At 67.2% G+C, this 11,862-nt stretch carries 11 protein-coding genes and 2 tRNA genes; 5 read left to right on the top strand and 8 right to left on the bottom strand.

From position 1 onward, the window contains the following. Nucleotides 1-27 precede the first annotated feature (27 nt). Both HYG95_RS10970 and HYG95_RS10965 read left to right on the top strand, forming a co-directional pair. Nucleotides 28-582 carry a PadR family transcriptional regulator gene (locus HYG95_RS10970; RefSeq protein ID WP_067642467.1) on the top strand — a complete coding sequence of 185 codons (555 nt, stop codon included), beginning with the start codon at nucleotides 28-30 and terminating at the stop codon, nucleotides 580-582. Continuing rightward, the gene (locus tag HYG95_RS10965; protein ID WP_181697874.1) at nucleotides 579-2,609 is read left to right on the top strand and encodes an NADPH-dependent 2,4-dienoyl-CoA reductase; all 2,031 of its coding nucleotides are present in this window, start codon (nucleotides 579-581) and stop codon (nucleotides 2,607-2,609) included. Before HYG95_RS10970 ends, HYG95_RS10965 begins: the two co-directional genes overlap by 4 nt. A 459-nt stretch (nucleotides 2,610-3,068) precedes the next feature. Here the strand turns inward: HYG95_RS10965 and HYG95_RS10960 are convergent, their stop codons facing one another. Next, complete coding sequence (locus HYG95_RS10960; RefSeq protein ID WP_220139310.1) at nucleotides 3,069-4,235, bottom strand: phosphotransferase enzyme family protein; 1,167 nt, start codon at nucleotides 4,233-4,235, stop codon at nucleotides 3,069-3,071. 156 nt (nucleotides 4,236-4,391) lie between these two features. Further along, a complete protein-coding gene (locus HYG95_RS10955) occupies nucleotides 4,392-5,720 on the bottom strand; it encodes a cytosine permease (protein WP_181697873.1) in 1,329 nt (442 codons plus the stop codon). Between the two features lie 49 nt (nucleotides 5,721-5,769). Here HYG95_RS10955 and cmrA point away from each other — a divergent pair, with 49 nt between their 5' ends. Beyond that, nucleotides 5,770-6,573, top strand: coding sequence for a mycolate reductase (cmrA, locus tag HYG95_RS10950; RefSeq protein WP_067486092.1), 804 nt, complete (start codon nucleotides 5,770-5,772; stop codon nucleotides 6,571-6,573). A gap of 4 nt (nucleotides 6,574-6,577) precedes the next feature. Here cmrA and HYG95_RS10945 read toward each other — a convergent pair whose 3' ends face one another. Then, nucleotides 6,578-7,474: a LysR family transcriptional regulator ArgP gene (locus HYG95_RS10945; protein WP_181697872.1), complete on the bottom strand. Its 897-nt coding sequence runs from the start codon at nucleotides 7,472-7,474 to the stop codon at nucleotides 6,578-6,580. Nucleotides 7,475-7,545: 71 nt separating this feature from the next. On the opposite strand from HYG95_RS10945, the gene HYG95_RS10940 reads away from it, so the two are divergent. Beyond that, complete coding sequence (locus tag HYG95_RS10940) at nucleotides 7,546-8,166, top strand: LysE/ArgO family amino acid transporter (protein ID WP_067486088.1); 621 nt, start codon at nucleotides 7,546-7,548, stop codon at nucleotides 8,164-8,166. 1 nt (nucleotide 8,167) lies between these two features. Here HYG95_RS10940 and HYG95_RS10935 read toward each other — a convergent pair whose 3' ends face one another. The 3 genes from HYG95_RS10935 to HYG95_RS10925 all read right to left on the bottom strand — a co-directional run bounded on the left by HYG95_RS10935 (nucleotide 8,168) and on the right by HYG95_RS10925 (nucleotide 9,767). Then, complete coding sequence (locus HYG95_RS10935) at nucleotides 8,168-8,512, bottom strand: hypothetical protein (RefSeq protein WP_181697871.1); 345 nt, start codon at nucleotides 8,510-8,512, stop codon at nucleotides 8,168-8,170. 79 nt (nucleotides 8,513-8,591) lie between these two features. Next, the gene (locus HYG95_RS10930) at nucleotides 8,592-9,143 is read right to left on the bottom strand and encodes a transglycosylase SLT domain-containing protein (protein ID WP_181697870.1); all 552 of its coding nucleotides are present in this window, start codon (nucleotides 9,141-9,143) and stop codon (nucleotides 8,592-8,594) included. A 551-nt stretch (nucleotides 9,144-9,694) separates the two neighbouring features. After that, nucleotides 9,695-9,767, bottom strand: a tRNA-Lys gene (locus HYG95_RS10925). A 253-nt stretch (nucleotides 9,768-10,020) separates the two neighbouring features. Between HYG95_RS10925 and HYG95_RS10920 the strand changes: the two genes are divergently transcribed. After that, on the top strand, nucleotides 10,021-11,229 hold the full coding sequence (locus HYG95_RS10920) for an Ig-like domain-containing protein (protein WP_181697869.1): 1,209 nt from the start codon (nucleotides 10,021-10,023) through the stop codon (nucleotides 11,227-11,229). A 56-nt stretch (nucleotides 11,230-11,285) separates the two neighbouring features. On the opposite strand, the gene HYG95_RS10915 is transcribed toward HYG95_RS10920, so the two are convergent. Then, a complete protein-coding gene (locus HYG95_RS10915; protein WP_067486076.1) occupies nucleotides 11,286-11,627 on the bottom strand; it encodes a hypothetical protein in 342 nt (113 codons plus the stop codon). A 155-nt stretch (nucleotides 11,628-11,782) separates the two neighbouring features. Then, nucleotides 11,783-11,855 (bottom strand) — tRNA-His (locus tag HYG95_RS10910). Nucleotides 11,856-11,862: the final 7 nt, after the last annotated feature.

The following is an 11,862-nucleotide window of genomic DNA, read 5'->3' as shown; positions in this document are numbered from 1 at the left end:
ACCGTTGGTTGCGCATATCCTCGTCGCATGGCACTCGAGCACGCGCTCCTGGTCTCGCTGAGCGAGCGAGCAGGCTCCGGGTATGAACTCGCCCGCCGGTTCGACAAGTCGATCGGCTACTTCTGGAGTGCCACCCACCAGCAGATCTACCGCGTGCTCAAGCGGATGGAGGAAGCCGGCTGGGTCACCGTGGAATCGGTCGCCCAGCAGGGCAAACCCGACAAGAAGGTGTACTCGGTCGCCCCCGCGGGAGCCGAGGAACTGGCCCGCTGGATCGCCGAGCCCGCCGAATCGGTGCCCACCCGCGACGAACTCGGCGTCAAGGTGCGTGGCGCCGCGCACGGCGATATCGACGCCGTCTGCGCCGAGGTGGCCCGCCATCGCGCCGAACACGCGCAACGCCTCGAGGAGTACCAGCTCAGCGAGAAGAAGTTCTTTCCGGCGCCGGACCAGCTCTCCGGCACCGCTCTGCACCAGTACCTGGTGCTGCGCGCGGGTATCCGCGCGGAGACCGGTTACGTCGAATGGTGCGACGAAGTACTGCAGGCCCTGCGACCGCGAAAAGGTGACCATCGCCCATGACTGCCTATCCCCATCTGTTCGAGCCCCTCGACCTCGGCCACACCACCCTGCGTAACCGGGTGGTCATGGGTTCCATGCACACCGGCCTGGAAGACCGCGCCTGGGACACCAACAAGCTCGCCGCCTACTTCGCCGAACGCGCACGCGGCGGTGTCGGGCTCATCATCACCGGCGGGTACGCACCCAACCGCACCGGCTGGCTCCTCCCGTTCGGCGGCAAGCTCACCACCAAGACCGAGGCCTACCGGCACCGGCGCATCACCAAGGCGGTGCACGACGATGGCGGCAAGATCGCCATCCAGATCCTGCACGCCGGTCGCTATTCCTATATGCCGACCAGCGTTTCGGCCTCGGCGATCAAGTCGGCGATCAACCCGTTCAAGCCGCGCGCACTGTCGGCCAAGGGCATCGAACGCACCATCGACGACTACGCCCGCTGCGCCGCGCTGGCCAAGTTCGCCGGGTACGACGGTTGCGAGATCATGGGCGGTGAAGGGTATTTCATCAACCAGTTCCTCGCGCCACGGGTGAACAAGCGCACCGACAAGTGGGGCGGCACCCCGGAGAACCGGCGGCGGCTGCCGGTGGAGATCGCCCGCCGCATCCGCGCCGAGGTGGGCCCCGATTTCATCATCGTGTTCCGGTTGTCGATGGCCGAGCTCGTGGAGAAGGGTCAGACCTTCGACGAGATCGTCGCGCTGGCACAGGAATTGGAGGCTGTCGGTGTCGACATCCTCAACACCGACATCGGCTGGCACGAGGCGCGGGTGCCGACCATCGTCACTTCGGTGCCGCGTGGGGCGTTCGTGGAGTTCACCGCCAAGATCGCCCGCAAGGTGAACATCCCGGTGTGCGCGTCGAACCGGATCAACATGCCCGAGATCGCCGAGGAGATCCTCACCCGAGGCGACGCGGCCCTGATCTCACTCGCGCGCCCGCTGCTCGCCGACCCCGAGTGGGCGAACAAGGCACGCGGTGACCGCGCCGACGAGATCAACACCTGCATCGCCTGCAACCAGGCCTGCCTCGACCACGCCTTCGGCAACAAGAAGGTGTCGTGCCTGGTGAACCCGCGTGCGGGCAGCGAGACCACCCTCAACCTGCTGCCCACCCGGCGCACCAAGCGCATCGCGGTGGTCGGCGCGGGCCCCGCAGGCCTCTCGGCCGCGGTGAACCTCGCCGAGCGCGGCCACCACGTCGACCTGTTCGAGGCCGACGACAAGATCGGCGGCCAGTTCGACATCGCCCGCCGCATCCCCGGCAAGGAAGAGTTCGACGAGTCGATCCGCTACTTCCGCCGCAAGATCGAGCTCACCGGCGTGCGACTGCACCTCGAAAAGCGCGTCGATGCGACCGAACTCATCGACGGCGGCTACGACTCGGTCGTCCTGGCCACCGGCGTGCGTCCCCGCATCCCTAACATCCCCGGCATCGACCATCCGATGGTCCTGTCGTACGCCGAACTGGTGAAGCAGGAGAAGCCGGTCGGCAAGAAGGTCGCGGTGATCGGCGCGGGCGGTATCGGCTACGACGTGAGCGAATACCTCACCGTCGACGGACATCCCACGCTCAAGCTCGACGAGTGGAAGGAAGAGTGGGGCGTCGACTCCGACAACGAGCAGGTTCCCGGCCAGCTCAAGAAGCCCAACCCCTCCCCCGCCGCCCGCGATGTCGTTCTGCTGCAACGCAAGTCGACGCCGTTCGGCAAGGATCTCGGCAAGACGTCCGGGTGGGTCCACCGTGCTGCGCTCAAGGCCAAGGGGGTCGAGCAGATCGGTGGGGTGAATTACGAGCGCATCGACGATGCCGGGCTGCACATCAGCTTCGGGGAGAAGCGGGAGAATCCGCGGGTTCTCGAGGTGGACAACGTGATCGTTTGTGCCGGGCAGGAATCGGTGCGTGAGCTCGAGGAACCGTTGCGGGCGGCCGGGGTCGAGTTGCATCTCATCGGTGGGGCGGAATTGGCTGCTGAGCTCGATGCTAAGCGGGCCATCGACCAGGGGACTCGGTTGGCTGCCCGTCTCTAGACTCGGTCGTCCGACGCGACGGACGATCGTTCGCAGCGCCCCCATTCACCGAACTCGCATCCGGTGGGTGGGGGTGTTGTCTTTTGTGGGGAGGTGGCGTGGGGGTTGGTGGCCAGCTCTTTTTGGATTGCGCCAAGGAGGTGCTGGCTGTGTTTTTGGAGCGCTGGCGCGCTCGAGCGCGGCCCCTGAGGGGCCGCGCGAACAGCGCTCGAGACTCGCGCTTCGCGCATGCGCTTCGAGCGCTGTTCGCGCGGCCGGGCCGCTACGCCGCTTCGCGGCGGACCCTCCTCGAGGTCGGGTCGTGCGGGGCTGGGAATGCGGTCATGGCGGACTCGAGTGGGCCGTGTGGCTGGTAGTGCGGTTATGGCGGACTCGAGTAGTGCCGTGTGGCTGGGAGTTCGGTAGGTGGCCTACTCGGGTGATGTGGGGTGGCTGGCAGTGCGGGAGGTGGCAAGGGTTTCAGCGCGCGGACAGGTCGTGGAGCAGTGTTCTGAGGTCGTGGCCTTCGGGTGTTTCGTACCAGCGCAGGTGTCCTAGAAGCCAGTCGTGGTAGGCGATTTCGGCGTTGCGGTGTTCCTGGGGAATCGTGAGGAAGTAGTCGATCTCGGAGAGTTCGTAGCCGATGTGGGCCAGCGGGAGGAGATCCGGTAACAGCCGGCTTTCCGCGTGGTTCAGCGGACGGATGGATTGATAGCCGTCGAGCAGGGCCGTGATCTGGTCTGTACGAACGTTGGCGGGGCCGCCGTCTCGGAGGGAGATCCAGTCCACGGCGGTACGTTCCACGGCGGTGGCGAGGTCGAAGACGGCGGTGGTGCGGTCGGATAGGCCGAAATCGATCACCGAGGTCACCTCGTGGTTGCGCCAGAGGAGATTGGTCGGGTGCCAATCACCGTGCGTCCATAAGGGGTCGATGGTGGTGAGGTCGGCGCGGAGGTCGGGGACTTCCGTGCGCCAGTCGCGGGTGGCGAGGAAGGCTGCGAGGGCGGGACGACGGGCGGTGTGCCATTCGAAGGCGCTGATGACGTCGCTGTGCATGGTGGCGAGCAACGGGCGGGCGGGGCGGGCGGGGGCATCGAAACCCTCGGCCGCCGAATGCAATCGGGCCAGCATCGTGCCTGCTCCGGCGGCGTCCTCGACGTCGCGGAACGGTGTCCAGGAAAAGTCCGCGCGATACCGATCCTCTCCCTCCCCCACCCGATGAACCTCATAGACGAACTCACCCGAACCACCGCGTACAGGCCTGGAGCCATCAAGCTCCCCGCCGAACCGGCGCTCTCCGGCCTCGTCGCGCCGACCAGCCACCCGCAACGCGGACCCGGCGACGGCGCGCACCTCCGGCACCGGAATCCCGCGTGCTCGCAGGTGCGCCATGAACCGGTGCTCCTCCGCCAGAGCACCCAGGTCGCGCAGCGCGCTCGGCAACCGTTTGACGACGAATCGCTGCCCACTGCCGGTACGCACCCCGACGGTCGCGGAAAGCGGTCGCGCACTGCGCCATTCGATCGACGCCCCACCGAAGCCCCACGTAGTCGCGACGGCCGAGGAGGCTTCGTCTTCGGTGAGCGCGGGCCAGGTCGGCGCGGCAAGGGGCTCGTCGCCCATTCCGAAAACGCGCTCCTCATCCATCGCTCGGGCTCCGTCCGGTCGGGCGAAAGCTCGGGGAGACGCTCGGCCGACGGGTTCGACATCGTGGGATGGCCGCCAGGTAGCCGACGGCGAAAGCGTCACCGGCGCCGACACGCTGGGGCCGTCGCTGCCGGAGCACCTCGCCGCGCCGCCGAATCACCGTCGCCGACCGACGACCACGACGACCCCGGTGGCGGCGCCGGCCGCGAGGAACGAGAACAGCGATGCCGATGTCCACCAGGTCGGATGCACGCCGAGCGCGTCCTGGATCCCGGTCCACCGGTCGGCCCACCAAGACACCGAGCCGGGGTTGCACAGCTGGTACACCACGAAGCCGATCGCCCAGGGCAGCAGCATGATCGGGCGGGCGGGCGAGTTGTCGGACAGGTCCCAGCCGGTTCGGCCGCGCCCGAAGAAGTAGTCGACCACGAGTACGGCGGTGAGTGGCACGAACACCGAGCCGATGAGCAGTAGGAAGTTCGCGTAAGAGCTGAAATCGCGCACGTTCAGGGCGAATACGGTGGCGAGCACGCCGACGACGGCGGCCAGGATGCGGCGATCCACGCGCGGCAGCAGGTTCTGCAACGACATGGCCGTGGAGTACACGTTGGCGAAGGACTGGTCGGTCTCGCGCAGCACGAGCACCGCGAAGAACACCCAGCCCGCGGTGATCCCGAGGAACGAGTCGAACAGCTGGTTCGGGTCGCCGCCCACGTGCAGCAGGGCGACGATACCCAGCAGGTAGCACCAGATCTGGGCCACCGAGTACCCGATCACGGTGGCACCGCCCGCCACCTTCACCGACCGGGAATGCCGGGTGTAGTCGGCAGCCAAGGGCACGAACGAGACGGCGACGGCGAGCGCGGTGTCGACGGCGGGGAAGAACCCGGCCCACGAGGTCTGCCCCAGGTCGGGCAGCGGCTGACGCAGCATCTGCACGGTGAAATACAGCATGGCGATACCGACCGCCACCGTCACGTACCGGCGCAGGATGCCGACCACGTGCATCGGCCAGATCGCCATCACCGTGCTCAGTACACCGGCCGCGATCACCGCCACCGCGTGCGGCACCCGGTCGCTGGTGAGTGCCGCGATACCCGCCGCGATCACGGTGAGCTCGTACACACCCCAGCCGATGCACTGCACCACATTGGCCACCGTCGGCAGCCCGGACAGCTTGGTGCCGAACAGCCCACGGAAATTGGCCATCGCGGGCGCACCGGTTCCGGCGCCGACCGCACCGGCGGCGGCCACCATCGACGTGCCGACGATCGTGCCGACCACGGTCGCCAGCACCGCCCCGAGCAGCGGCAACCGGTCGTACCCGGGCGGTTGCAGCACATAGATGGCGCCGGTGAACCCGATCAGGCTCACCCCGAGATTGGTCCAGAAGGCGGCCTGGTCGGTGAACCCGAACGTGCGCGGCGGCTCGGTGGTGAGCAGCAGCGGCGCCTCCTGGGCGCGGGGCGAGGAGTCAGTAGTCATAGCAAGAGCCATGCTATGGCCGGGCGGGCGATCACCTAAGCTTCGCCGTGTGAGCCTGCCCTCCCCCACTGCTGACAATCGTGCCGTCGTCACCGGCGCGTCCTCCGGTATCGGCACCGCCCTGGCCGCCGAGCTGGCCGGGCGCGGCTATTCGCTGATCCTGGTCGCCCGGCGCGGAGAGATCCTGACCGAACTGGCGCAGCGGTTGACGCTGGCGCACGGCATCACCGCCGAGGTCCGCGCCGTCGACCTCGCCGACCGCACCCAGCGCGCGAGCCTGGTCGACGAGCTGTCGGTGCGCGATATCGCCATCCTGTGCAACAACGCGGGCATCGCCACCTTCGGCCCTGTCGCCGAACTCGACTTCGCCTACGAACGCGCGCAGATGGAACTCAACGCCACCGCCGTGCACGACCTGACCCTGGCCGTGCTGCCGGGCATGATCGAGCGCAAGGCGGGCGGCATCCTCATCAGCGGCTCGGCAGCGGGCAATATGCCCATCCCGAACAACGCCACCTACGCCGCGTCGAAGGCGTTCGCCAACACGTTCTCCGAGTCGCTGCGCGGCGAGCTCAAGGGCAGCGGCGTCAATGTCACTCTGCTGGCGCCCGGTCCCGTGCGCACGGAAACGCCTGCGCCGGAAGAGGAGTCGATCGTCGACAAGATGGTCCCCGACTTCCTGTGGGTGTCGAGCGAATACACGGCCAAGGTGTCGATCGACGCCTTGGCCCGCAACAAGATGCGCATCGTCCCGGGCCTCATCAGCAAGGGCATGAGCGTGGCGGGCAACTATGGTCCGCGCGCGATGACGGCCCCGATCGCGGGCGCGTTCTACAAGAAGCTCGGCGGCTGACGAGTCACTCGACGGGCAGCAGGGCTTTCGCGGCGGCCGTGATGATGGCGTCGGCGACCGCGTTCAGGGCGGGCGAATCCAGTTTCCACTGCTGCCAGTAGAGCGGCACATCGATGCGGGCCTGGCCGTTGATGTTCACCAAAGTGCCTTCGGCCCGGTCGGTTTCGGTCTGCAGGTCGGGCAGCATGCCCCAGCCCATGCCGAGCCGGACCGCCTCACGGAACGCGGTGGAGGACGGCACGAAATGTGTCGGCGGATCGGCGGGCTGCTGATTGGCGCCACGCAGGTGCCGGGCTTGCAGGTCGTCGTTGCGGTCGAACTGGATCATCGGCACGTGGGTGTAGGAGCCGGGGCGCGCGCCGTCGGGGAACCAGTACTGCGCGAAGTCCGGCGTGGCGAGCGCCTGATAGCGCATGGCGCCGAGCGGTTGCACCCGGCAGCCCTGCACCGGGGTGGCCGTGGCGGTGATCGCCGCCATCACCGTGCCGTCGCGCAGCAACCGGGTGGTGTGTTCCTCGTCCTCTCGGTGTAGTTCGAGACAGGCGATGCCGGAGACGCGCGACACGGCCGGCAACACCCACGTCTCGAGCGAGTCGGCGTTCACCGCGATCGGAATGCGGGCGGGTCGCCCGGCCGGCCGGTCCGGTTCGCCGAGTTCGCGCGCGGTATCGGCGGCGAGCACGTGCACCTGCCTGGCCAGTCGCAGCACGGCGAGCCCCGATTCGGTGGCCCGCACCGGTTTCGACCGCTGCACGAGAATGCGGCCCGCCGCGTCCTCCAGTGCCTTTATCCGCTGGCTGACGGCCGACGGCGTGAGGTTCAATCGGCGGGCAGCCGCGTCGAAGGTGCCTTCGGTGAGCACGGCGTCGAGCGCGCGTAGCTGGTCCAGCTGCAGATCCACATCAGCGATTCTAATGGTTCTGCAGAATTATTAGCTGGACTGAATGTGCCGAGCTTTCTAGCGTCAGGGATATGACGACATCGTCGGCCGCAGTGGCCGCACTCTCCGGGTTGGGTTTCGGGCTCTCGCTCATCGTCGCGATCGGCGCGCAGAACGCGTTCGTCCTGCGACAGGGCGTGCGCGGCCGACACATCCTCCCGGTGGTCGCGGTGTGCGCGCTCTCGGATGTGGTGCTGATCGCGGCCGGGGTGGCCGGGTTCGGCACCGTCGTCGAGTCGTTTCCGGCGGTCGTCACCATCGCGCGGTGGGCCGGGGCAGCCTTCCTGGTCTGCTATGCCCTGTTCGCCGCCCGGCGCGCGTTCGGGTCGTCGGCACTGCAGGCCGACCTTACGGGCACCTCGGCGGCACTGGGCGCCTCGGTGCTCACCTGTCTCGCGCTCACCTGGCTCAACCCGCACGTCTACCTGGACACGCTCGTCCTGTTCGGCTCGTTCGCCAGCACCTGGGCGCCCTCGGAGCGCTGGTTCCTCGCGGCCGGGGCCATGCTGGCCAGCGTGCTGTGGTTCTTCGGTCTCGGTTACGGCGCGAGTCGACTCGGCCCGCTGTTCGCGAAACCCCTCGCCTGGCGCATCCTCGACTCACTGATCGCGGTGGTGATGCTCGCACTCGCGATCGGTCTCGTCCTCGGCTGACTCAGGACTGCGACGACCAGGGCGTCACCGGCGGCTTGACCCACAGCAGCTTCTCGTCGGCGTGGGCGCGGCGTGCGGCCTCGTGATCGGGGTTGCGCGCGGCCCAGCCGTCCTTCTGATCGAGCAGTTCCCCGACCACCCGCCACGTCTCGCCGGTGCTTGGTGGGTTGGTCTCGGCGGCACGGGCGAGCTTGCGCAGCGTCGGCGCGGGCAGAGCGCGCAGTTCGGCGCTGCTGATATCGCGAGCCCAAAGGTAGGCCGCCAAGCGGCGGGCCTTGGCGACGCGGCTCGCTGTCGCCGCGTCGGAATGCGCGTGATCGGGTGCCTGATCGGCGCTGTCTGGCACGAGGGCATTCTAACGGCGAACGCCCGCGCCCCGGTCTTCCCCAACCGGTGCGCGGGCGTTGCTGTGTTCGCAGTGCGTATCAGTACGCGCTGTTGACGTTGTCCATCGAGCCGTAGCGGTCGGCGGCGTAGTTGCAGGCCGCGACGATGTTGGCCACGGGGTGCCACACGTCGAAGGGGGTGCCCTCCACGTGATAGGCGGCGAAGGTCGGGTCGATCACCTGGAGCAGGCCCTTGGAGGGGATGCCCGCGGCGGCGTTGGAGTCCCACAGGTTGATGGCCTGGGGGTTACCGGTCGACTCGCGCATGATGTTGCGCATGATGCCCTCGTAGCTGCCGGGGATGCCCTTGGCGGCCATGATGTCGAGGGCCTCACGGATCCAGCCGTCGAGGTTGTTCGGGTACACCGGCGCCGCGGGGGCGGGCACGGCCTCCACGGCGGGGGCGGCACCGACGGCCGGGATGGCCTCGGCCTGCTCGACGACCATGGCGGCACGCTGCGGGACGCTGTCGTCGGCGAAGGACACCGCCGAGGACGCGGCAACGGCCACCAGACCGACCGCGGCGACTGCCACGGTGAACGCCTCGCGGCGGTGGCCGATCATGGAGTTGAGCTTGTCTTTGACGATCATGTTCTTCTCTGTTCCTTCATCTCTGTCTGGCGACCGCAGGGCCCCGGTGGACCGCGCAGCGCGCGCAGCGGCGCACGCCGGTCAGGCGATGTGTTGTTTCTGTCGGTATGGGAATGTGCGACGCTGTGGTGACGGAGACGCTCGATGGCTGTCCCGCTCGTCGCACGGTGCTCCACAGCTGGCTGCGGGGAGACCACGCGCTGTTCGGTATCCGGGTTCCCGGTGGCTAACCAAACCGCAGGTCTGTTTGTGACCTGATGACAGAATGGTCACGGCAGGTTAACGCGAGATGAACGAAATCTGAACGGCAGGTGCTGGCGATCTTGGTCGCTTCTACCGGTGGTTGCAGAATCGTTATGTATGCAGGGGGTTTAGAACTGCGACGACCGTGGTATGGGTCACAGAAAAAGTTTGCCCGAATCAGGTTTCCTGGCTGTTCGCGGTGGCAAAACGGGCGCGCGAGGCACCGAAGGTAACGATCGATGACGAGGCTGGCAGACCACAAAAAGACCGCATCCCGGCAGTGGTAACTGCCGGGATGCGGTCTACTGTGCGCCATCAGGGACTCGAACCCCGAACCCGCTGATTAAGAGTCAGCTGCTCTGCCAATTGAGCTAATGGCGCTTGGCTTCGCCCCGCTGCGCGGTGCGTTTGCTCCGCTCTGCGGTGCGGAAGAAACATTAACAGGCCCGAGGGCGAAAAGTGAAATCGGGCGCTGACCAGCACCGATGCCGGACGGTTCGCAGTGTTAACAGATCGGGCCCCGGCACGTATCTAACGATTGCCCACTCGGGTCGTGTCGCCGCGCTTTCGACGTTGGTGGCGACCGGGCGGGCTGGCAGAATGGCGGGGCGTCGGTATGGAAACGGGGTTGGACATGGGTAAGAAGCGGGGGAAACCTCGGTCATTGCGGATGATCGTTCCGGTGGCACTGTTGGCGGTTTTCGCCCTCGGTGCCTCCGCGTGCTCGTCGGCCGAGGGTGCCGGGGTCGAGGTGGCGATCGACCGTAACCCGATCACCGAACTCATCAAGCCGAAACTGGTCTCCGAGATCAAGGACGGCCAGGTCGGCGTCTCGCCGGGGATGCCGCTGAAGTTCCAGGTGCAGGACGGCAAGTTCACCGAGGTGAAGCTGACCAACCAGCAGGGCACGCAGGTGTCGGGTCAGCTCGCGCCCGACGGGCGTTCGTGGGCCACCACCGAGGTGCTCGGTTACGGCAAGACCTATCAGCTCTCGGCCGCCGCGATCGGCCTGGGCGGAACGAACTCCTCCACCCTGAGCTTCACCACGAGCTCGCCGAACAACCAGACCAAGCCGTACCTGATGCCCGGCGAGGGCGAGGTGGTCGGTATCGGCCAGCCGGTGGCGATCCAGTTCGACGAGAACATCCCGGACCGCCGCGCCGCACAGGACGCCATCAAGATCACCACCGAACCGCCCGTGGAAGGCGCGTTCTACTGGGTGAACAACCGCGAAGTCCGTTGGCGCCCAGAGCATTTCTGGAAGCCGGGTACGCGGGTGAACGTGGAGGTGAACGTCTACGGCAAGGACCTGGGCAAGGGTCTGTACGGCCAGGACAACCTCACCTCGCACTTCACCATCGGTGACGCGGTGATCTTCACCGCCGACGACAACACCCATCAGGTGACGGTCGAGCGCAACGGCGAGGTGATCATGACCATGCCTACCTCGATGGGCAAGGATTCCACGCCCACCGACAACGGCATCTACATCGTCGCCGACAAGCACGAGAAGATCATCATGGACTCGTCCACCTACGGTGTCGCGGTGAACTCCGCCGACGGCTACCGCACGCCGGTGGACTACGCCACGCGGATCTCCTACAGCGGCATCTTCTTCCACTCGGCGCCGTGGTCGGTGGGTCAGCAGGGTTACTCGAACGCCAGCCACGGCTGCCTGAATCTGAGCCCCGCCAATGCCCGCTGGGTGTACGAGAACGCCAAGCGCGGTGACATCACGATCATCAAGAACACCGTGGGTGGGACGCTGTCGGGCGTCGACGGGCTCGGTGACTGGAACATTCCGTGGGCGGAGTGGAAGGCCGGCAACGCCGACGTCTCCTGACCCATACAGCAGAAAAGGGCCGCCGGATATCTCCGGCGGCCTTTTTCGTGTCCTGATCAGACCGGGGTGGGCAGATCGGCGCAGTCCATCATGGCCTCGCCCGCCACGGCCATGGCGCTGCCGAGTGCCCCGCAGAGGATGCGTCCGCCGAACAGCAGGCGGTCGAGGTTGGGCAGGCCTGCCGAGCCGGTGCCGGAGGAGCCGGTGGTCTCCAGGCCGCCGGTCGATCCGCTCTGCGCCGATCCGGTTTCGGGCGGCCCCGGCAGTTCCATGCCGCCCGAGGGGGTGGCCGTGAAGTCGGTGAGGGGCAGGCCGGGGGTCTGCGCCGCCGAGGTGCCTGCGACGGGGCCGAGCACGGTGGCGGCTGCGAGGGCCACGACCACGGTGGAACGCTTCATCAAGGGTCTTTCCGGTCGAACGGGGATATGGCGGCCCACACATTTGGGCAGCCGTCCAGAGTGTAGCGGTTCAAACGTGACCTGCGTCATGAAGCGGATGCGGGCTCCGACAACGAAGAAGGCCCCGATCCTGAGGATCGGGGCCTTCTCTTCGGGGTGACCGACGGGACTCGAACCCGCGACAGCCAGGATCACAACCTGGTGCTCTACCAACTGAACTACGGTCACCATCACC

Source organism: Nocardia sp. GTS18 (assembly GCF_013839555.1).
Lineage (GTDB): Bacteria > Actinomycetota > Actinomycetes > Mycobacteriales > Mycobacteriaceae > Nocardia > Nocardia rosealba.
The sequence above is the reverse complement of the archived record's forward strand: the minus strand, read 5'-3'. Positions and strand labels throughout refer to the sequence as shown.